The organism is Streptomyces scabiei 87.22 (assembly GCF_000091305.1).
Lineage (GTDB): Bacteria > Actinomycetota > Actinomycetes > Streptomycetales > Streptomycetaceae > Streptomyces > Streptomyces scabiei.
In genome coordinates, this window is record NC_013929.1 from 7,023,430 (window position 1) to 7,044,013 (window position 20,584).

A 20,584-nucleotide genomic window follows, 5' to 3' on the forward strand; every position below is an offset into this window, starting at 1 on the left:
GCCGACGCTCCAGCCTCACGAAGGGACGGTGGCCGTGCCGCCCCGGAGGCGACGGTTCCGTGCGCCCCGGGCGGTGTGCGGAGCCTCGAATCTGACGGGAAGGGGTGGTGAAGTCAAGAGTTTTACTGACGCATCATCAGATGCGTTTGCTTAGGCCCCATTTGACCTGCATATTCGTTTCGCGGGGTAGGCGCGCGGGAAATCTTCCGGCAGCGTGGTCCCGGTCCGTCCGGACCGAGGGAGGGGGACGCTGTGCATGACCTCGTACGGACGCCGGACCATGTCCGGACGGCCGACGGGCGGCGGTTGCGGATCGAGTGCGCGGGGGATCCGGACGGACGGCCGGTGTTCCTGCTGCACGGGATGCCGGGGAGCAGGGTGGGTCCCAGGCCCCGGTCCATCTTCCTCTACCACCGCGGCGCCCGGCTGATCAGTTACGACCGCCCCGGGTACGGCGGATCGGACCGGAGGCAGGGCCGGCGGGTCGCGGACGCCGTGGCGGACGTCGAGGTGGTCGCCGACGCCCTGGGACTGGACCGCTTCGCGGTCGTCGGCCGGTCCGGCGGGGCACCGCACGCGCTGGCCTGCGCCGCCCTGCTGCCGCACCGGGTGACCAGGGCGGCGGCGCTGGTGACCCTCGCGCCCCAGGACGCGGAGGGACTCGACTGGTTCGCGGGCATGGCCCCGCACAACGTCCGCGAGTTCCGTTCCGTGCTCACCGACCCCCGCGCCTTCGTGGCCCAGCTCATCCCCCGGTCGGCCGCCATCCGGTCCGACCCCGCCCGCCTGCTCGACGAACTGCGCGGCGACCTCACGGACGAGGACCGGGCGATCGTCTCGGACGACGGCATCCGGTCGATGCTGCTGCGCAACTACCACGAGGCGCTGCGGACCTCTCCGTACGGCTGGATCGACGACGCGCTCGCGCTGACCGGCCCCTGGGGGTTCGACCCGGCGGAGATCAAGGTGCCCGTCCTGCTCTGGCACGCCGGCAAGGACGTCTTCACCCCCTCCGCCCACTCCTCCTGGCTCGCCGACCGCATCCCCGGCGCGCTCACCGTCTACGAACCGGCCGCCGCCCACTTCGCCGCGATCCGGGCTCTGCCGGACGTGTTGAGCTGGCTCCTTGTCGCCACGGAGCCTGCGGCGGCTTGAGCGGAGGGGTTGTTCTTTTGGCCGCGGGTCCGGTGGGGGTTGGTCGCGCCCACGCGGCGGAGCCGCATATCGACACAGCCCCGCGCCCCTTGAAGGCAGGGGGCGCGCCCGGAGCTTTCAAGGGGCGCGGGGAACCGCGCGACCAGCCACGACGGACCCGCACCCGCCGGCGTATCGGTACCCCCACCCGCTCACGTGCCCCTCACACCGCCAGCGGCTCCAGGTCCCGGTACACCCGCCGCCGCTGCCCCACCAGGCGGGTGATCCCGTTGCCCTCGCCCAGCTTCTGACCGAGCCGGCGCAGCTCGGAGAGGGTCGCCTCGCGCAGGCGCTGAGCCTCCTCCTCCCGGCCCAGGGAGCGCAGTGTCAGCGCGGAGTTGCTGACGACGGCGAGCGTCTCGGGATGCTGGGGACCGAGGACGGACCGCAGGACGTTGCGGGCCGGCTCCTCCAGGGCCCACGCCTCCTCCGGCCGTCCCTTCTCCGCCAGCACGTTGGCGTGGTTGGCGCGGGCGAACAGGGTGTGGGGGTGCTCGTCGCCCAGGGTCGCCGCCATACGTTCCGTCACCTGCTGGAACACCTCCTCGGCCTCCTCGGAGTCACCGCAGGCCCACAGATAGATGCCGAGGTTGTTGAGCGCGGCCTGGGTGTACGGGTGCTCCCTGCCCGGCACCTTCACATAGTGCTCCAGCACACTCCTGACGGTCTCCCGCGCCCGGTCGGGCTCGTCGGCGGCGTACAGGTCGGCCGCCAGGTTCAGCTCGCAGGCGAGCGAGTCGGGGATCGGCTCGGGGAACTTGTCCCTGGTGTACTGCGTCCGGTACTGCGTCAGCGTCGCCCGGGTCAGCCGGTGCGCGTCCACGAACTGGCCCGCCCGCCGCAGCGACACGGCGAGCGACTTGGCACAGCTGAGCGTGCCGGGGAAGTCCTTGCCGAGAATCCGCTTGTGGGTCTCGTACGCCTCGGACAGCACCGCCACCGAGTCGGTGTACCGGCCGACCTCCCGCAGATCGCGGCCGAGCCCCTGGGCCGAGATCAGCGTGTAGGGGTGGTCGGGACCGAGGACCTCCCGGCGGCGGGTGTAGGTGTCCTGGTCGACGTCGCGGGCCTCGTCGTAGTGACCGACCATGCGCAGGGCGAGCGCGAGGTTGTTCGCGGCGTTGAGCGTCCGGCCGTGCGACTCGTGGAAGATCTGGCTGAATCCCTGATGGGCCTCGCGGGCCAGCTTCACGGCCTTCGTGTACTCGCCCAGGGCGGCGAGGTCGCTGGCGAGGCTGGAGGTGGTGACGTAGGTGTGCGGATGGGTGGGGCCGAGCACCCTCAGCTGCCGGTCGCGCACCTCCTCGTCGATGTCGCGGGCCTCCACGAACCGTCCCTGCGTCCGCAGCACGTTGGCGAGCTGCCCGTGCAGGTACATGTACTGCATGTCCTCCTCGCCGAGCGTCTCCTTCCAGTACCCCAGCAGATCCTCGGCCAGCTTCCGCGCACCGGGGAAGTCGCCGCGCTTCCACAGGTAACGGACCCGGTCGATGAGCAGCCTGCGCGGCTCGACCTCGTGGCAGTCGCGCAGCTCCGAGGCGTTCAGGTGCGGCCAGATGATGGCGAACCGGGGCCAGGTCTCGGCGTCGTCGATGGGCTCGTCCCCGGGCGGACGCGCACCGACGAGCATCGTGTGGACCACGTGCCGGGCCCGCCGCTGTTCCTCCTCGTCGAGCCGGGAGCGGATCACGGCCTGCACCAGCCGATGGACCTGGATGCTGGTGCTGGCCTGGTCGACCTTGGCCAGGGCGAAGCGGCCGATCTCCCGGATGACCCGGCCCAGCATCAGGCTCTCCTGGAGGCTCGGGTCGACCTTCTTCAGCTCGTCGAGCATCTCCCGGCTGTAGAGCAGGTGGGAGGAGATCGGCTCGGGGGCCATGAAGGCGCACAGCTGGAGCAGCCGCACCGAGGCGGGGGAGCGTTCCCGCAGCCGGGCGATGGAGATGTTCCAGGTCGCCGCCACGGTCTCGGGATAGTCGGGGGGCTGGTTGAGATCGAGGACACCGGTGGTCTGTTCGTTCAGCTGCCGCAGATACTCCTCGATGGGCGTGGCGGTCTCGGCGAGCCAGGCCCCCGCCTGTTCCACGGCCAGCGGCAGGTCGCCGACCGCCTCCGCCACACGGTCGGCCTCCTCGGCGCTCAGCCCGGGTGCGCGCCGGGAGAGGTGTTCGACGCTGTCGGGCCGCGGGAAGACGTCGACGGGCAGCGAGGCGCCCCGCTGCTCCCAGGTCTGGTTGCGGGAGGTGACGAGGATGTGCCCGCCGCCGCCCTGCGGGAAGAACCGGGTCAGTTCCTCGGGGCTGTCGGCGTTGTCGAAGACCAGGATCCAGCGCTTGGTCGGCACGCCCTCGGCGAGCATCCGTACCGTCTCCTGGCTGACCAGCGTCATGTCGTCGCCGCCGGGCGCGTGGATCCGGGCCCCGAGTTCGGCGAGGGCGGAGGTGACGCCGTCGCCGTGCTCGGCGGAGATCCACCACACCAGGTCGTAGTCGGCCATGAAGCGGTGCACGTACTCCAGCGCGACCTGTGTCTTGCCGACGCCGCCGAGGCCGAACAGTGTCTTGGGCTGACTCCCCACGGCCGACACCCCGCTCCGCAACTGCTCGCGCAGCTCGTCGAGGATACGGCTGCGGCCGGTGAAGGTGGCGTTGCGCTGCGGGGCGTTCCACACGGCGGGGGCGCTCCCCGGGAAGCGGGGATCCACGGCGCCGAGGTCGTCGGGCCGCTCCGGCAGCTTCAGCGCGCCGAGCAGGGCGGAGACGCACTGGGCGGCGTCGAACCGGTACAGGTCCACCGGTTCGTGGTCGACGTACACGTCGGGCAGGCGGACCTCGTCCACGCGCAGCGGCACCATGGTGGCACGCGGCACCGCCAGGGCGGTGTCGGCCAGGGAGCGCCAGACCGCCGGTGCGTGCCGGGACTTCTGGAAGGCGTGGGACAGCAGCAGGAGGGCGCGCGAGGTGGGGTCCAGGCGCTCCGGCGGCCCGGTGGACACGTCGTGCAGGGTGACGTTGCAGCCGGTCTGTCTGAGGACGGCCTCGACCCAGTCCGCCCACATCCGGTTCTCCGCCGCGTACACGAGGACGATGTCCGTCATCGGCTGCCGTCGGGTGAACGCCTCCAGACAGCGCTGCCGCACCGGTTCGGGCACCGGCGGCAGCGCGGTGACCTCGCCGTCGGAGATCACCTTCGTCAGCCGTTCGAAGGCGGACAGCAGGGAGTTGGCGATGTTGCTCTTGTCGCCGACGGTCGCGAGCGTCTCCTCGTACGCGTAGAACGGGACGTAGGGGATCTCCATCGCGCCCCAGTAGGCGTCCTGCTGTTCGGAGCCGAGTGCCTCGCCGTCCGAGCCTCGCGGCAGGCCCTCGAACCGCAGCCGGGCCAGGGCCCGGCCCGCGTCGACCTTCCTCTTCTCGCCCTCGTCGATCCGCATCAGCACCGGCAGCACCCTGATCCGCCGCTTGTGCTGGCCGCCCTCGACGCTGCGGGCCACCGCAGCGGCCCCGTCGAGGGACTGACCGCTGAGGGTGAAGCAGTCGACGAGCACGTCGGGCATCTGGATGGTGCAGATGTCCGCACTGTCCGACAGCCCCGTGCGGCTGTCGATGAGGACGTAGTCGTAGGCCGCCTTCATGTCCTCGCGCAGGGCGTCCAGGAACTGGCCGCCGCCGAGCCGTTCGTAGAAGTTGTCCCACTCGAACGACGACACGGTCGCCGAGTACTCCCGGTTGCGCCGGCCGGCCGACAGGAAGTCGAGCGAGCCGCCCTCGGGGAAGGACAGCCCGAGCCGCTCGGGGCCGAGGGACACGGCGTGCTGCTCGACGCGGGCGAACTCCCGGTGCCAGGGGCCGGTGCGCGGTCCGCCGGTGGTCGCGGCCCAGCAGTACTCGGTGATCATGTCGAGGACGCCGGTGGTGGAGGCCAGCACGCTCTGGTCGAGGAAGGGCTGGAAGAAGCGGTCGAGACCCGGTGCCTCCAGGTCCCAGTCGACGGCGAGCACCCGCTTGCCGTTGGCGGCCAGGATCCAGGCCGTGTTGGCCAGGGCCATCGTGCGGCCCGTACCCCCCTTGTACGAGTAGAAGGTGATGATGCGTCCGTCCTTACGGGCCGTCATGCTTCTCCTCCGTGGTCGGAATCCGCATCGGGGTGGGCCGGATCGGCGAGGCTCAGCCGGGGCCTCGGTGTCACCGGGCCGGGGGGCGGGTGGGCCTCGGCGTGTCTGAGGAACTGCCGGGTCGCCTGGGCCACGACCACCGGCAGGATCTCGGTGAACTGCTTGAGTGTCGGTACGCCGTTGACCGCCGCCCAGCACTTGGCCCGCCGGCCTCGCTCCAGGATCACCGGCAGCGTGTCCTCCAGTTGCTCCCGCAGCCGCTCGCCCTGTTCGCCGCGGCACTGGAGGTCGAGACGGTTCCAGGGAACGATCGCGCCGACCCAGGGGTGGGCGGCCGAGTCGAACGTCTTGAGCCGGTGGCGCCGTTCCCGGTCGAGCAGCGCCCAGCGGTCGAGCAGGAGGATCCCCGGATGGGGCTCGGGCTGCTGCCCGGTCCCGTCGGCCTCGGGCTCGGCCGTGGTGAGGACGTCGGTGCCGGGGTCCGGAAGGTCGAAGTCCGACACGGTGATCCGGTAGTCGAGCGACCGGATCAGCTCCTCGGCCAGCGCGGAGAGCGGGCGCCGGGACTCGCTGTGGTACGGGTTCCACTCCGTGGCGTCCTCGCCGTACGGAACGGCGTCCCGGCCCTCCGGCACCGAACCCCGGCTGGGCGCCACCACGGTGAGGTGGATACGGCGCGGCCCCTCGCCGTGCGGCCGGAACGCGCTGTGTGTCGACTCGTAGGGCCGGGGCCGGCTCGACGGCAGCGGCGTGTTCTCGGCGACCTGCACGATCCGCTGGGCGAGACCGAACACGATCTCCTCGTACTCGTCCCGTAACCGCTTGAGCTTGATCAGCCCGTAGATGCCGTACGACGCGTAGCGCTCACCGAACTTGGAGCGCTCGACCTGGATCTGTCGCACCGACTCGGGGAGGTTCTCCAGGTCCATGCTCGTCCACAGGACCGGGACGATGGCCGGGATGTCGCCGAGGCCCGCGTTGCGGGCCTCGCGGATGCGCTCGTCGAAGGCGAACCACTCGCGCCCGCAGTTGTCGCTGGCGAAATAGCGCGGTGAGTACAACGGGACGAACACCCGGCAGTGCGCGAGATTGTCACTGAGCCGGTCCGGCCAGCCCTCTCCGGACCGCATCTCCCGGTCCAGGAATCCCGCGGGCGTCCCCCGCGGATGAGCGGTGAGGGCGAGGACGTCCGCGCACAGATCCTTGTAGAGCAGATGCACCCAGTGGTCGGGATCGCCGCTGTCGGGACCCGAGGGCGGGGTGTGCGCGTAACTGAGGAAGAAGTACGGCCGATTGTCCGGAGCCCGCCCCCGCGCAGATGTGTCCACACGCCCCCGCCTTTCGATGCCTCGTGCCCCCGCCCAGGCGCCCTCCAGCCGGAACCAACAATGTGCCCGATCAGCACCCCTGGCACATGGCTCGGTTCACGTCATTTCAGAGCGATATCCGGACATCAGATGCTGTGCCGTGTCAACAGCATCGCGCATTCCGAACGCAAACGTCGGTTTTCCCGCGAACTCCCTTTCCGTGAACAAAACATGCGGTAGGCGCGCGCCGATCGTGCCGAAGTCGCCGTCGTCCAGGGAGAGATCCCGGTACTCGATCCAGTTGCCCTTGTCCTCCACCACGCAGCGGTACGTGCGGGTGGGCGGCGGCGGGGTCATCCGGTACTCGGCGAGATGGAAGGCGGTGCACACCTCGAACCCGACCCGCAGCAGCAGGACCTGGGCGTCGGCCCGGTACAGCGCCGCCAGCGGGGACCGCTCACCGAGGTGGCAGTGCGGATCGTGGTCGTCGAGCAGCTCCTCGGCGCGGCACCCGATCGCGGCGAAGGAGGTCTGCGGGTGCGCGCTGCGCACCGCCCCGGGGGTGGTGCGCACGCACTCGGCGAGGGCGCCCATGGCGGGGCAGGGAGTGGCGTTCGGCTCGAAGGGTGGCATCGACGCGCGGAACTCGGCCTTCTCCCGCTCGGTCATCCCCTCGGTACGGCTGAGGTAGGCGGGGGAGGTGTCGGAGTTCTCCGCGGTGAACGCGGGCACGACGAGCGTGCCGTCGGGGCCGAGCGTGTCCAGCAGGGCGTTGCGTACCTCGGTGGGGCTCCATCCGGTGCCGCGCAAGGACGAGTGGACCATGAGGACACCACCGGGCCGGACCCCGATGTCGACGAGCATGTCGCGCAGCCGGGCCGCCTCAGCCATCCATCACCGCCAGTTCCCTACGCAGTTCCCCGACCAGGTGGAGGCCGCTCGACGTGAGGTGGTGTCCCGAGGAGCGGACGAGTGTGTCCAGGGCCTCCCGTGCCCGGCTGCGCAGCGGTTCGGCGGCGTCGTGCGGCGCCGCGGCGAGGTGTCCCGCGCACTCACTGGCCTCGTCGAGCAGCCGTTCGGCGGCACTGCCCGGCACGCTGAGATCGGTGACCTCCCGCAGCGCGGCGAGCCTGGCTCTGCGCCCCAGGAGCGGGAGCTGCCGCGGGAACGCGTCGGGCTCGAAGTCGACGGCCACGCCGAGCGCGCCGAACGCGTGTGTGCCGAGCCGCAGGCCCGAGCCCGGGGCGAGCGGGGTGACCGTGGTGGCGACGAGCGCGTCGGCGCCCTTGCGCCAGCCCGGCTCCCGCGCGTCCAGCGCCTCGTGGGCCGCGCGCAGCCGCTTGGCGAAGAGCTCCAGGTCGCTCGGGGACAGGGGGTCCGCGACCGGTGCCTCGAAGCGGTCGCGGAACGGATCGGCGTCGTCCACGAGCAGCGCCGGCCCTTCGGTGAGTTCCACCGTCGTGAGCGGCCGCCATGCGACGGCGAGTTCCGTGCCGCCCTCGCCCGTGGCGCGCACCTCCAGGCCGTCCGCCGTGATCAGGCACTCGACCCGTCCGGGGCCCGAGAGCCGCAGTGTGCCGAGGGTCGGGAGATGGAGGTCGGGGCCGGGCTGCCACCAGGAAAGGGTCGCCTCCGCGTTCGCCGACACGAGCGCCGCGGTGACCGCCGCCATCAGCCGGGGGAGGTCCGCGGGTCCGTCCAGGCAGCCGCGCAGCACGGCACGCAGGTACGGGTGGGCGAGGACGGTGTTGAGGTGCGTCGCGGTGGAGCCGTCGGCGTCCAGCCGGAGCAGCGCCCGCCAGGCCGCGTCCCAGTCGGGGGCGCCCTCATGCCGGGCGTTGACCCGGGCCAGCAGGTCCCGGTCCAACCGCAGCTGTGCCAGCCTCAGTTCCTCGGCGTCGGTGACCGCGGGGTGGAGCGCGCGCTCGGTGATCCGCTCGGCGATCCCCTCCACCAGGGCCCGGAGGTCGGCGCAGAACACCGAGGGATTGTCGAAGCCCTTCTCGCCGCTGTAGCGGTGGGCGTAGAGGCCGCCGCCGCAGGACTCCACGACCGGGCAGCGCCGGCAGGTCTCGCTGACTCCGGCGAGGCCGAGCTGGCGGGCCCGGACGCCGGGATGCTCGGCGAACTCGGCGAACCCGTGCCGGAAGACGTCGTAGCCCGTGGCGGGGGCGCCCGCGTACGCCGTCTTCAGCGAGTCGGCCTGTTCGAAGGTGCCGTCGGTCTCGATGACCGCCAGATCGGAGGGGGCGAGGCCCAGCGCCTCGGTGAGGCTGGGGCCGCCGCGCAGGGTGCTGAGCACCGACTCGAAGGTGCGCACCGGCATGGGGCGCCCCTGCTCCTCCCACCGGTCGAAGACCTTCAGCAGCCAGTCGGCGTACGGGGTGGCCGGTGCGCCGGGCCCATGGCCGGGCGGAGGGGTGTCCCAGGTGGAGTGCGGGAGCAGGTAGTCGATCCGGGGAGGACCGAGGGACGTCAGGGCGTCGTGCACGGCGACCGGGTCGTTGGCGACGTCCACGGTGCACAGCAGTCCCTGGTACAGGTGCCGGTACTCGGGCAGGCGCAGGAGTTCGATCGCTCGCAGGACCCGGTCGTAGCTGCTGCGGCCCCGGTGGTCGAGCCGGTGCCGGTCGTTGGCGACGCGGTCGCCGTCGAGCGAGATCCCGATCTTGACCCGGAATTCGTCGAAGATCCGCAAGTGGTTTTCGTTCAGCCGCACCGCGTTGGTGTGAATTCGCAGATCGAGGGCGGTGACCGGGGTGAGAGCGCGGGTGAGTTCCGCACAGATTCGTTCCAGCCGGGCCGGACCGGCGAGGAGAGGCTCACCGCCGTGCAGAATGACCGTGACGGACGGAAGATTTCTCGCGCACACGTACTCGGTGAGACGACGGGCCACCTGAACGAGGGTTTCCTCGGCGATGACGGTCGGCCGTGTGCGCCACGACTGGTCGGATGCCTCATACACATAACAGTGGTCGCACGCCAGGTCGCACCGGCTGTGGATCTTGAGCACCAGTTGCTGGATCGCGGGGTCCCTCACTTCGGCAGTGTAAGCCCTCGCGCTCCGGCGGGAAGACATGACGACGGGGCCCAACTTCCTTGATCAAAAAGGAGGTTGAGGCCCCGGTCGGCCCGCATCAGATGCTGGAGGTGAAACCCTGCCTGGCGAGGCGCAGGTCGCGAGCGTCCGTCACACGCCCCGTGGAGCGCTGGGTGCGGGGCTCGTGTGCGGCGACCGTCGCGAGCGGGGCGAGCCTCTTGTGGGCCGACCGGGTGGTGTCCGTTCCACGCGTCGTCTTGGTGAAGGAAAGGTTCATCTCGTCGCTCCAGTTCGAAAAAAGGGACGCTGTCATCGGTCCCTTGCCGACGAGGTCCTTTTGGTCGAGGCTCGGACGTGAGAGGGGGACGACAGAGTACAGACTTGCGCGTTTCTATCATGCGTCAGCAGGTGTTCGCTGCGCGATATGAGGGGGTGGCGCTCTGGCGGTAATTCGAGATTGACGAGAGCATGACCATTCCGTCGACTTCGGCATCCGTACGAGGTGTGCATGGCTGCGACGCCCGGCCCCAGCACCACGGTGAGTGATCGAGATCTGTCCCCGTTGTTCCATGTGTGCGACGAGAAGGCGGTGACCCATCAGGGGGAATCCTTCAAGGTGGTCCGTGTGCAACTGCTCGTGCTGCTGCTCGCCACCGCGACCGCCTCCCTGGCCGAGCGGGTGGGCAGCCGGGTGCCGTCGGCCGTGGCGGCCGTGCTCTACGCCCTGACGATGGGGATCGGGTTCTACGCCTCCCGGCGCCGCGCCCGGGTGCAGTGGCAGGCGCACCGGGCGGCGGCCGAGGTGGTCAAGTCGCTGGCCTGGCAGTTCATGGTGCACGGCGGGCCGTTCCCCTCACGGCTCGTCAACCCCGAGGCGATGTTCGCCGAGCGGCTGGAGGAACGGCTCAGCGAACTGCGCAAGGTGGGCTGGGACGACCCCCGCGAGGGCGTCACCGAACTCGGACTCGGACAGATCACCCCGATGATGCGGGCGGTGCGGGCCAAGCCGTTCGCCGCCCGCCGCGACATCTACCTCCGCGACCGCGTCTCGGAACAGCTCACCTGGTACGGCAACAAGGCCGGGGACGCGCACCGCTCGTCCGTGCGATGGTCGGGCATGACGACGATCCTGACGCTGCTGGCGCTGGTCACCGCCGTGTTGCGGGCCCTGGGGGCGATCGACGGCCGCTGGGACCCGACCGGCCTGCTGAGCGCCGCCGCCGCGGCGGGCGTGGCCTGGCAGGAGGTCCGGCGGCACCGGCCGCTGACATACGCGCACAAGCTCGTCGAACAGGATCTGGACACCCTGCGCGTCGCCATGGGCACGACGGTCGGGGAGGACGGCTGGGCCGACGCGGTCGCGGAGGCGGAGCGGGTGGTCTCGCCCCAGCACACGGACTGGCTGGTGCGGTTCGGGACCTGAAGGTGCGGTGGAGGCGCCGGCGCCGTGTCAGGCGCGGCGCACGCCCGGGCTCCACAGCACCGTCACCGGCACACCCGTGAGGTGGGCGTAGTCGACGATGTCGGCCGTGCCGCCGAGCCCGCGGGGCGGGTCGCCGTCCCAGACGGCGATCAGGCGGTCGGCGTGGTCGACGATGTAGCGGCCCGCCGCGTAGTACGCCTCCTCGTGGGTCCGTTCGCGCGTCAGTTCCACGCGCTCGCCGCAGCACTTGAGGAGCCGGCGGTAGGCGGCCCTGACCTCGTCGTCCCCGAGATGGGCCTCGTAGTCCATGCCGGGGATCACCGCGGTCAGCTGCAGACCGCTCTCCAGGGCGATCTCCGCGAAGAGCTGGTCGGCGCCGGCGGCGAGGCTGCTGAGGGCCCGGGTGGTGGCGGGGCGGCCCTGTAACTCCGCCCGGATGCCCGAACGGACGGCGGGGAGGGCGGCTTCCGGGATCTGACGGTGTCCGGTGACACCGATCCGGGTCACGTGGCCTGGCATCCGTGCGCTCACCTCCGTGGCCCGCGTTCCTCCGAGTAACCCTAGCGGCGGGCGACTCCGGCGAGAACGACACAAACGGGTGTTCGGTGGGGCGTCACGGGCTCACGGGGGCGACCGCCGGGTGACGGCCGTGGTTCCGGCCGCCCCCCGTGCTCCGGATGCTGCCGCTCACGTGCATGCCCGCCGGATGTTCGCAGACGTGTTCGCCGGGTGGGCGGGGCGGACGGTGCGAGGGGACTCCGGTGGGACGGCGGCGGCAGGGCAGGGGAACGGGTCAGTCGCCCACCGGGTCCAGGCTGATGGGGGCGATGCGGCCGTCCAGCATGGCGCCGAGACCGAGGGCGGCGCAGACGTCGGGGCGTTCTGCGATGTGGACGGGCATACCGGTGGCGTGGCGGAGCATCTGGTCGAAGCCGGGGAGCAGGGCGCTGCCGCCGACCATCATGATGCCGCGGTCGGCGAGGTCGGCCACCAGGTCGGGCGGGCAGTCCCGCAGCACCTTGCCGATGCCGTCGACCACGGCGGTGAGCGGGGTCTGGATGGCGTCGCGCACGGCCGCGGTGTCCACCTGTACGGAGCGGGCGAGGCCGGTCGCCACGTCGAGGCCGTGGATCTCGGTGGAGGCGGGACCGTGCGGGGTGAGGCCGTTGCCGGAGAGGGCGAGCTGGAGCGGCCGTACGGACTGGCTGGGCAGGGTCAGCTCGTGACGCAGCCGCAGGTGCTGCACGATCGCGTGGTCGATGGCCTCGCCGCCGACGGGAATCCGTACGGCGCTGACGACCGAACCCAGGGACAGGACGGCCAGCTCGGTGGCCCCGGCGCCGCAGACCATGATCATGGTGGCCTCGGGCTGCTCGACGGGCAGTCCGCAGCCGACGGCCGCCGCGATGAGCGTGTCGACCAGCTCCACCCGCCGGGCGCCGAGACCCACCAGGGTCTCGATCGTGGCGCGCTGGGCGAGCGGGTCCGCGCCGTGCGGGGTGCAGGCGGCCGCGCGCAGGACGGGCTTGCGGCGCAGGGTGCGGCGGACCCGGTCGCCCAGCAGCTGACGCAGCATCCGCTGGGCCATCTCGATGTCGACCACCGTGCCGCCGGAGACGGGCCGGACGACCCGGATGTAGTCGGGCGTACGGCCCATCATCCTCTCGGCGAACTCCCCGACGGCGATCAGCGCGCCCGTCCGGATGTTCACGGCGGCCACGCTCGGCTGGTCCACCACCAGACCCGCGCCCTTCACGTACACGCGGGTCCGCGCGGCTCCCAGGTCGACGCCGAAGTGGCAGCGGCGCAGCTGCTCCAGACTGGCGGTCATCGCGGTCATTTGCGGATCCTCCCGAGAGCACGGACCGTTCGGGCCCGCCGCCGGTCGGCGGTTCCCCGGTTCCCTTGCATCGTGCGCGGGGCGGGAGCGGGGTGCCTGCTGGGGTGGGCCGGGTGGGGGTGCGGCCGGACGGGTGGTTCGACGCGGGACGGCGGGGTGGCGTGTGGCGCGGCGGCGGTCCGGCCGTCAGCCGGGTGGGCGGAGGTGTCGTGCCGGTTCGACGATTCCCCGTACGACGCCCAGCTCCACCAGGTCCTGCGGGCGCAGCCGGAGTTCGTCCGCCGTGGCGGGGGCCCGGTGCGCGGGGCGTTTGAGGATCGCCGCCGCGAGTTCCGGCGCGATGACCGAGAAGTAGCTGTCCGGGGTGGCCCAGGTGTTGTCGGGGGCGGCCAGGGCGAGGGCGCCGCCGGAGCCGCCCTCGCCGATCAGAAGGGTCGTGACGGGGGTGCGGGCGGTGGCCACGGCGGTGAAGAGGTCCGCGACGGCGGGGCCCACGCCCTGCCGTTCCGCGTCGGCGTCGTTCGCGGCGCCGGGGGTGTCGACGAGGGTCAGGACGGGGATGCCGAGGCGGTCGGCGAGGCGGATCAGACGGGCGGCGGTGCGGTAGCCCGCCGGGCGGGTGGGGGTGCCGCACTGGGCCGCGTAGGCGATGGTGCGGCCCTCGTGTTCCCCGAAGCCGCAGAGCATGCCGGGGTCGGTGCCGCCGGCACGGTCCCCTCGCAAGGGGGCTCGGCGGGTGAAGTAGGCGTCCAAGTAGGCCTCGGCGCGGGGGCGTCGGAGGGAGCGGGCGCGTTGGACGGCCTCCCAGCCGGTGGTGGGGAGGGGCGCCGATCGGGGTGGGGGGTTCGGTCGGGTGGCGGCTGCGGGTTCGTGAGGGCCGGTCGCGCAGTTCCCCGCGCCCCTGAGAAGCAGGGGCTGCGCCCCGTGCTCTTCAGGCTGCGGGGGAGTGTCCGGCGGAAGGGCTCGGGGTGGGGGTGCCGGGGCGGTGGAGGGGGCGGTCAGGAGGGTCAGGTAGAGGGTCAGCGTGTCGCGCAGGGCGGCAGGGGGGACCACCGCGTCGATCGAGCCCGCCGCGAGCTGGGCCTCCGCCGTGTACGCCGCCGGGTCCGCGTCCGGCGGCCGGACCCGGGAGCCGGCGAAGCCGACCTGGGCGCCGGGGAGGGCGAGGACGATGTCGGCGCCGGCGCCGAGGGTGGCCCAGCCGCCACCCGTCGTGGGGTCGCGCAGCACCGCGATCCGGGGCAGCCCGGCCGCGCTCGTCAGCGCCGACTCCCGTGCCACGCGCTGCAGTTGGGCGAGGGCGCGCATCCCCTCCTGCATACGGCTGCCGCCCGTCGCGACCAGCGGGACGACCGGGAGGCGGTGCGCGCGGGCGTACGTGTGCGCCGCCACCAGACGGTCGCCGGTGCGTTCGCCGAGCGAACCGCCGAGGAAGCCGAACTCGAAGGAGATCACGACGGCCGCCGTACCGCCGATCGCCGCCCGCCCCCACACCACCGACTCCTCCTCCCCGGTGCGCTCGGCGGCGCGGGCGCGGGAGGCGTCGTAGCCCTGCCAGGCGAGGGGGCCGTCGGGGGCGTGGTCGCCCTCGGGCGTGGGGAGTTCGGTGAAGTCGTCCGTCAGGAAGGCGACGGCCTCGCGGGCCGGGACGCGCCGGTCACTCATCCGTCTTCAGCGCTCGCTTCATGATCTTGCCCATGTCGTTGCGGGGCAGGGCGGAGAGGTAGTTGACCCTGCGGGGACGCTTGTGGGGCGACAGGTGGGTGGCCACGTGGGCCGCCAACTCGCCCGCCGGGGGCGGGGACTGGGGGTCCGCCGGGACGATCCAGGCGACGACGCGTTCGCCGAGATCGGGGTCGGGTTCACCGGTGACGGCTGCCTCCCGGACCCCCGGGTGTTCGAGGAGGGCGTTCTCGATCTCGCCCGCGCCGATCTTGTAACCGCCGCTCTTGATGAGGTCGGTGGCCTTGCGGCCGACGATGCGCACGGAGCCGTCCGGGTCGCGTACGGCCATGTCGCCGGTACGGAACCAGCCGTCGGGGGCGAACGCGGCGGCGGTCGCGTCGGGGCGGTTGAGGTACTCGGTGAAGAGGTTGGGGCCGCGCACCTGGATCTCGCCGACCGACTCGCCGTCGTACGCCGTGAGCGGGGTGCCGTCCTCCTCGACCAGCCGCAGCTCCACCCCCGGCAGCGGAAGTCCGACCGTGCCGGCGCGGGCCTCGCCGTCGGCGCGGACACTGGTGTTCATCAGGGTCTCCGTCATGCCGTACCGCTCGATCACCCGGCGTCCGGTGGCCGCCGAGATCCGTTCGTGGTCGTGCACGGGCAGCGCGGCCGAGCCGGAGACGAGGAGGCGGGCGCCGCCGAGCGCCTTCGCCAGCTCCGGGTCGCCGGGCAGGGTCTCCGCGATGCGGTGGTACATCGTGGGGACGCCGAACAGCATCGTCGCCCCGGCCGACAGCTCCCGGGCCACCGCGGCGGTGTCGAACCTGCCCAGGTGGCGGACCGCGCCGCCGCGCCGCAGGGGGCCGAGGACGCCCAGGATCAGGCCGTGGACGTGGAAGAGAGGGAGGGCGTGGACCAGGACGTCGTCGGCGGTCCACTGCCAGGCGTCGGCCAGCGCGTCCAGGGTGGTCGTGACGGCGCGGCGGGGGATGACGGCGCCCTTGGGCGGGCCGGTGGTGCCGGAGGTGTAGACGACGAGGGCGGCGGACTCCTCGTCGGCCGTCCCCTCGGCGGGGGCCTGCCGGTCTCCGCCGCCGCGCGCGTCGGCACTGCCCTCGTCACCGGCGTCGGCATCGACATCGATATCGATATCGATGCGGTGCAACTCACCGAGCGGCGGCGGCAGTTCGTCACCCGGCGCGGCGAGGACGAGCGAGGGGGCGCTGTCGCCGAGGATGTGCCCCAGCTCCTTCTCCCCGGACTTCGGGTTCAGCGGTACGGCGGGGACGCCGGCCCGCAGTGCCGCCACCACGGCCACCGCCGTCTCCAGGGTGGGGGTCGCCCAGACGGCCACCCGGTCGACGCCGTCGAGCCGGGCGGCCAGGGCGCCGGTGACGGCCGCGAGTTCCGCGTACGTCAGGGACCGGTCGCCGAAGCGCAGGGCGGGGCGTGCGGGGGTGCGGGCTTCGCCGGTGAGGGCCGGGAAGAGAGATGACACGTCGCGTACTCCTTGGTTGTCGCCGTCCGAGGTACCGCTACCGCACATCTGACTACCGGAACCCTGGGAACCACCAGTACCAGCCACACCACCCTTCCACCGACGCGGCAGACCGACGGGGCGGCGAGGAGCGGCGGCGAGGAGGTGGGGCGAGCAGCGGCCGCTGTCGGTGGTGGTCGGTACAGTCGGCCACCGGGAGCGGGCGGGCGAGGCGCACGGGGATGCGCGCGGGGATGCGAGGCCGGGGTGCGGGAGTTCACGGGGGAGTTCGAGACCCATCTGACGGTGGTCGTCGGGGACGGGCCGGGCGGCGAGGAGCGCGTACGGCGGTGGGCTGAGCGCCACCGGGTCAAGTACACGCGGATCGTGCTCGACCGGGGAGCGGTGCCCGACCAGCCGATGGTGACGGTGCGCGGCGAGGGTTCCCTGTCGGCGCAGCGTGCGGCCGCGTCCGGGTGGGTCGGGCGGCTGGACGCCGAGGGGTTCGGGGTGGCCAGGGTGAAGATCGAGGCGGCACCGTGGAACGAGGACGTGCCGCTGACCGCCGCTCAGGCCCGTGCGCTGCCGTCCGGCTGCTACTTCGAACACCATGTCAAGCTCGCCCTCGCCGACGACACCGAGGTGGCGTGCGTACGCGCCCTCGCCGGGCGGCACGCGGCCCATGTCTCGCGCAACGCCCGGCGTACGGGCGGCGGTGGTGACGGGCGCGGGCACGAGCGGTTCGTCACCCAGCGCTGCCGTGACGTCGGCCGCCCCGAGGCCCGCCGCCGTCTGGACGCCCTCCTCGACGCGCTCGCGGAGGCCGGGTTCAAGGCCGTCGAGGTGGAGGAGGAGTTCGTGGTGCACGACGACGGCCCGGGCCTGGACGCCGGGTGGATCGACGAGGGGCCGCCGGGGCGGGCGGACCTGCCGGCAGGCGTGCGGACGCAGCCCTCATGACCGGCTCCGGGCCCTGGCGTGCCGCCCACCGGGCCGTGCTCGACCATCTGCTCCGCCTCGTCGCCGACTCGCCCCTGGGGGGCGACCTCGTGCTGCGCGGGAGCATGGTGATGCCGGCGTGGGTGGGGGAGGCGGCACGGGAACCCGCCGACCTCGACTGGATCGTTCCGCGGCCGCTGCTGGTCCCGGTGGACGACGCCCACCCCTATCCGTACGTGGAGGGGCTGGACGTCGTCCAGCAGTGGCCGGAGGCGGCCGGCGGTGCCGGACGCTACGAGATCTGGACGTTCGAGGAGTTCGACACCGGAGGTCTGCGGCCGGCGGTGCCGCCCGACGGGCTGCACTGGGTGGTCGGGGCGGAGCCGGAGGAACACCCGCCGCATCTGGCGGTGCTCGACCTGGTGCGCGAGCGGCCGGTGGCCGCGCCGGGGGTGGTGCTCGACGTGTCCGCCGCCCGGCCCGACGGCACCTGGACCTACACGGAGTACGAGACTCCCGGCACCCGCCTGACCGTCCCCTGGACGGCGGAGGGCCTCCCGCCCGGCGAGGCGAGGCTGGACTTCGCCCGCGACGAGAGGCTGCCGGAGCTTCCCGTGTGGACGGCGATCCCGCGGGGCGACGGCTCCGGCCGTACCGTCGTGCGTACTCCCGGCCCCGGCCTCTCCCTCGCCTGGAAGCTCCTGTGGCTGCACACCGACTGCGCCACCGAGGGCCGCGCCCGGGCCAAGGACCTCTACGACGCCGTGCTCCTCGCGGAGGCCGACGTCACCGACCTCTCACCGGGGCTGTTGCGCGAGGTCTTCCGCCACCGTGCCGGCGGCACGGCGGCCGCGGACGCCCCCCGCCCCGACACCGTCGTTCCGGACACCGTCGTCCTGGACTCCACGGACTGGGCGGACTTCCGCGCCGCCCACCCGTGGGTGCGGGGTACGGCACGGGAGTGGGCCGACCGCCTTGACCGGGCGCTGGAGGCGATGCCGCTGCGGGCCGGAGCCTAGTGCCGCGGCAGGCAACGTTCGCCCCGTCGCGACGCCCGGCCCAACGTTGCCTGCCGCGGCACTGGGGACCGACTGCTCCTACGTCCCGGCCCCCTCCCGCACCACGTCCGCCACCACGCAGCTCACGTTGTCCGGGCCGCCCGCCCCGTTCGCCTCGGCGACCAGTGCCTGTGCCGCGGACCCCGGGTCCGGGGCGGTGGACAGGACGCGCCGGATGCCGGCGTCGGGGACGACCGCGGGCAGGCCGTCGGAACACAGGAGCCAGCGGTCGCCGGGGTGGGCGTCGTGGAGACGGAGATCGGGGGCGGAGACGGACTCGCCGTTGGTCAACGCCTTGAGAAGCAGGGCCGGTTGAGGGTGCGCGGCCGCCTCCTCCGGAGTCAGCCGGCCCTCGTCGATCATCGACTGGACGACCGTGTGGTCATGGGTGATCCGGAACAGTTCGCCGTCGCGCAGCAGATAGGCGCGGGAGTCGCCGATGTGGACGAGAGCGAGGTGGGAGCCGGTCCAGAGCATCGCGGTCAGGGTCGTGCCGTCGTCGCCGTTCCCCGCGATGCCGCGTACGGCGGAACCCGCGCCGCGCACCGCGTCCTCCAGCAGGTTCAGCACGCTGCCCGCCGGCAGGGTGCCGTGTTCCAGGACCTTCAGTGCCTCCACGGCGGCCGTGCTCGCGGGGGCTCCGGCCGGGCCGAAGCCGTCGGCCACGGCGAGGACCCGGGAGCCCGCGTAGGCGGTGTCCTGGTTGGCGGCGCGGACCAGGCCGGTGTCGGAGACGGCGGCGTGACGGAGTGTCTGCATCGTGGTGTCCTCCTCGGACGGGTGGGCGAGGTGATGGACGAGGAAGGCCGCCAGGTCGCGCCGGGTCGCCGTCTCGGCCTCGACCCCGGCCCAGTACGCCCGGATCTCCCGGGCCGCCGGGCCCGGCTCCAGCGCGCACACCGTACGGATGCGGGCCAGCGGCATGCCGAGGCGGCGCAGCCAGGCCACCAGGCGGGCCTGCTCCAACTGCTCGGTGGCGTAGTAGCGGTAGCCGGTGTCCGGGTCGACCCGGGCGGGCCGCAGGAGATCCAGCTCGTCGTAGAGGCGCAGTGCCTTCGGCGACAGCCGGCAGACCTTCGCGAAGGCCCCGATCGTCAGCATCTCCATGGCTCTCCCGGCCCTCCCCGGCTCGTCACGGTTCTCCTGCCTGCCCGGGCAGGTTCCGGCCTTGCGGCCCGGCGGTTCCTCGTTCCGCGATCGATGCTGGGGCTTCACCGAAGGGGAAGGTCAAGCGGGGTGTGCGGAACCGCGCCGATCATCCGTTATCTTTTCGTGACTGACTCGGCCACATCCGATCACATACTGATCACACTCTGAAGGAACATGACCGCGCACAAAGGAACACCTTCCGGCGCTCGTACGCGTCGCGGCGGCTCGCCGCGTGTCACCGCTCAAGGCTCACCCGAGGGAACGGCCGCAGGCCGGGGCAAGGGCAGGGGCCGAGGCAAGGGCCAGGGCAGGGGCGGAGGCCCGGGGCGCAGGCGCAAGGCCCCCGCGCCCCGGGGGAGAGGGGCCCTGTGGGGCGGCCTCGGGGTCGTGACGGTCCTCGGTGTCGCCGGATTCGCGGCGGTGAGCTGGATGAACGGGGGAGCGCGGGAGGTGGCCGCGGAGGCGGAGCCCACTTCCTCCGCCGAGTCCCCGGACGAGCGGTCCCGCCGCTCGTCCGGCCCCGGCTCCGAGCCCGCCACCGGTTCCCGTCCCGGCCCCGGCCGGAGTTCCGGCTCCGATGCCGGCGCCCGGCAGAGCCCTTCCTCCTCCCCCTCCCCCTCCTCCTCTTCCTCGGCCGACCCCTCGCCGGACGGGTCGGCGTCGTCGTCCCCCGGCGGCAGGCCGGTGACCATCCCGGCCACCGGGCCGGGGACGTTCCGCACGGCGTCCGGCGGCAGCGGCAAGGTGGGCGAGGGTACGCCCCTGCGCTACCGGGTCGAGGTCGAGAAGGGGCTCTCGCTCTCCCTCGACGACGTCGCCGACGAGGTGGAACGCGTCCTGGCCGACCCGCGCGGCTGGACCGCGGGCGGTGACCACGCCTTCCGGCGGGTCTCCGGCGGTCCCTCCGACTTCGTCGTCAAGGTCGCGACCCCGGGCACCGTCGACGACGTCTGCGGCGCGGGCGGGCTGGACACCGGCGGCGAGTTCAACTGCAACGTGAACGACGACGTCATGGTCAACCTGGAACGCTGGGAACTGGCGACCCCGGTCTACGCCGAGGACGTCCCGGCCTACCGCGCCCTGATCATCAACCACGAGGTCGGCCACTTCCTCGGCCAGGGCCACGTCGGCTGCCCCGGCAAGGGCAAGCCCGCCCCGGCGATGATGCAGCAGATCAAGGGCATGAACGGCTGCGTCCCCAACGTCTGGCCGTACGACACCAAGGGCCGAGCCCTGACGGGCCCCGCCGTGCCGTGAGCGGGGCCCGCACCTGCCCGGGGGTGAGCCTGCCGTGAGCGGCGTCCGCCCGTCGAAACTCCCCGCCTCCTCGGCCCGCGCGGTTGTTAGCCTGCGGCGAAGGCCCCTGGGGAACGTGCCC

General features: G+C 72.7%; 15 protein-coding genes. 5 read left to right on the forward strand and 10 right to left on the reverse strand.

Annotated features, from left to right (window positions below; all coding sequences use genetic code 11):
- The first annotated feature begins 252 nt into the window (after positions 1-252).
- Positions 253-1,155 (forward strand): alpha/beta fold hydrolase, encoded by a 903-nt coding sequence (locus tag SCAB_RS30265; protein WP_013003910.1) that lies wholly within the window; start codon positions 253-255, stop codon positions 1,153-1,155.
- Positions 1,156-1,357: 202 nt separating this feature from the next.
- Here the strand turns inward: SCAB_RS30265 and fxsT are convergent, their stop codons facing one another.
- From fxsT to fxsA, 5 genes are all read right to left on the reverse strand, one after another.
- The gene (fxsT, locus tag SCAB_RS30270; RefSeq protein WP_013003911.1) at positions 1,358-5,308 is read right to left on the reverse strand and encodes an FxSxx-COOH system tetratricopeptide repeat protein; all 3,951 of its coding nucleotides are present in this window, start codon (positions 5,306-5,308) and stop codon (positions 1,358-1,360) included.
- Complete coding sequence (locus SCAB_RS30275) at positions 5,305-6,636, reverse strand: TIR-like protein FxsC (protein WP_013003912.1); 1,332 nt, start codon at positions 6,634-6,636, stop codon at positions 5,305-5,307. The genes fxsT and SCAB_RS30275 overlap by 4 nt, the downstream gene beginning before the upstream one ends.
- Positions 6,637-6,732: 96 nt before the next feature.
- On the reverse strand, positions 6,733-7,506 hold the full coding sequence (locus SCAB_RS30280) for an AAC(3) family N-acetyltransferase (protein ID WP_013003913.1): 774 nt from the start codon (positions 7,504-7,506) through the stop codon (positions 6,733-6,735).
- A complete protein-coding gene (fxsBH, locus tag SCAB_RS30285; protein ID WP_037725134.1) occupies positions 7,499-9,655 on the reverse strand; it encodes a radical SAM/SPASM protein FxsBH, inactivated beta-hydroxylase extension form in 2,157 nt (718 codons plus the stop codon). The genes SCAB_RS30280 and fxsBH overlap by 8 nt, the downstream gene beginning before the upstream one ends.
- 97 nt (positions 9,656-9,752) lie before the next feature.
- Complete coding sequence (fxsA, locus tag SCAB_RS30290; RefSeq protein ID WP_037725135.1) at positions 9,753-9,932, reverse strand: FxSxx-COOH cyclophane-containing RiPP peptide; 180 nt, start codon at positions 9,930-9,932, stop codon at positions 9,753-9,755.
- A gap of 231 nt (positions 9,933-10,163) precedes the next feature.
- On the opposite strand from fxsA, the gene SCAB_RS30295 reads away from it, so the two are divergent.
- Complete coding sequence (locus SCAB_RS30295; RefSeq protein ID WP_013003916.1) at positions 10,164-11,078, forward strand: DUF4231 domain-containing protein; 915 nt, start codon at positions 10,164-10,166, stop codon at positions 11,076-11,078.
- A 27-nt stretch (positions 11,079-11,105) separates the two neighbouring features.
- Here SCAB_RS30295 and SCAB_RS30300 read toward each other — a convergent pair whose 3' ends face one another.
- The 4 genes from SCAB_RS30300 to SCAB_RS30315 form a co-directional block, all read right to left on the reverse strand.
- Positions 11,106-11,597, reverse strand: coding sequence for a hypothetical protein (locus SCAB_RS30300; RefSeq protein ID WP_231885148.1), 492 nt, complete (start codon positions 11,595-11,597; stop codon positions 11,106-11,108).
- Between the two features lie 274 nt (positions 11,598-11,871).
- On the reverse strand, positions 11,872-12,909 hold the full coding sequence (locus SCAB_RS30305) for a rod shape-determining protein (protein WP_037725325.1): 1,038 nt from the start codon (positions 12,907-12,909) through the stop codon (positions 11,872-11,874).
- Positions 12,910-13,104: 195 nt separating this feature from the next.
- Positions 13,105-14,583: a carboxyl transferase domain-containing protein gene (locus SCAB_RS30310; RefSeq protein WP_013003919.1), complete on the reverse strand. Its 1,479-nt coding sequence runs from the start codon at positions 14,581-14,583 to the stop codon at positions 13,105-13,107.
- Entirely contained in the window at positions 14,576-16,081 is a 1,506-nt protein-coding gene (locus SCAB_RS30315; RefSeq protein ID WP_013003920.1) for an acyl-CoA synthetase, read from the reverse strand. The genes SCAB_RS30310 and SCAB_RS30315 overlap by 8 nt, the downstream gene beginning before the upstream one ends.
- Positions 16,082-16,327: 246 nt before the next feature.
- Between SCAB_RS30315 and SCAB_RS30320 the strand changes: the two genes are divergently transcribed.
- Both SCAB_RS30320 and SCAB_RS30325 read left to right on the forward strand, forming a co-directional pair.
- Positions 16,328-17,020: a hypothetical protein gene (locus SCAB_RS30320; RefSeq protein ID WP_013003921.1), complete on the forward strand. Its 693-nt coding sequence runs from the start codon at positions 16,328-16,330 to the stop codon at positions 17,018-17,020.
- A complete protein-coding gene (locus SCAB_RS30325; protein WP_013003922.1) occupies positions 17,017-18,018 on the forward strand; it encodes a nucleotidyl transferase AbiEii/AbiGii toxin family protein in 1,002 nt (333 codons plus the stop codon). Before SCAB_RS30320 ends, SCAB_RS30325 begins: the two co-directional genes overlap by 4 nt.
- 78 nt (positions 18,019-18,096) lie before the next feature.
- On the opposite strand, the gene SCAB_RS30330 is transcribed toward SCAB_RS30325, so the two are convergent.
- The gene (locus SCAB_RS30330; RefSeq protein ID WP_041669831.1) at positions 18,097-19,164 is read right to left on the reverse strand and encodes a MerR family transcriptional regulator; all 1,068 of its coding nucleotides are present in this window, start codon (positions 19,162-19,164) and stop codon (positions 18,097-18,099) included.
- Between the two features lie 429 nt (positions 19,165-19,593).
- Between SCAB_RS30330 and SCAB_RS30335 the strand changes: the two genes are divergently transcribed.
- Positions 19,594-20,463: a DUF3152 domain-containing protein gene (locus SCAB_RS30335; RefSeq protein ID WP_013003924.1), complete on the forward strand. Its 870-nt coding sequence runs from the start codon at positions 19,594-19,596 to the stop codon at positions 20,461-20,463.
- The last annotated feature ends 121 nt before the right edge of the window (positions 20,464-20,584 follow it).

What these genes read in the sequence shown, in the direction of transcription:
- SCAB_RS30295 (WP_013003916.1), top strand. Translation starts at nt 10,164, where the DNA reads ATGGCTGCGACGCCCGGCCCCAGCACCACGGTGAGTGATCGAGATCTG.
- SCAB_RS30310 (WP_013003919.1), bottom strand. Translation starts at nt 14,583, where the DNA reads ATGAGTGACCGGCGCGTCCCGGCCCGCGAGGCCGTCGCCTTCCTGACG.
- SCAB_RS30305 (WP_037725325.1), bottom strand. Translation starts at nt 12,909, where the DNA reads ATGACCGCCAGTCTGGAGCAGCTGCGCCGCTGCCACTTCGGCGTCGAC.
- SCAB_RS30330 (WP_041669831.1), bottom strand. Translation starts at nt 19,164, where the DNA reads ATGGAGATGCTGACGATCGGGGCCTTCGCGAAGGTCTGCCGGCTGTCG.
- fxsT (WP_013003911.1), bottom strand. Translation starts at nt 5,308, where the DNA reads ATGACGGCCCGTAAGGACGGACGCATCATCACCTTCTACTCGTACAAG.
- fxsA (WP_037725135.1), bottom strand. Translation starts at nt 9,932, where the DNA reads ATGAACCTTTCCTTCACCAAGACGACGCGTGGAACGGACACCACCCGG.
- SCAB_RS30325 (WP_013003922.1), top strand. Translation starts at nt 17,017, where the DNA reads ATGACCGGCTCCGGGCCCTGGCGTGCCGCCCACCGGGCCGTGCTCGAC.
- SCAB_RS30300 (WP_231885148.1), bottom strand. Translation starts at nt 11,597, where the DNA reads ATGCCAGGCCACGTGACCCGGATCGGTGTCACCGGACACCGTCAGATC.
- SCAB_RS30280 (WP_013003913.1), bottom strand. Translation starts at nt 7,506, where the DNA reads ATGGCTGAGGCGGCCCGGCTGCGCGACATGCTCGTCGACATCGGGGTC.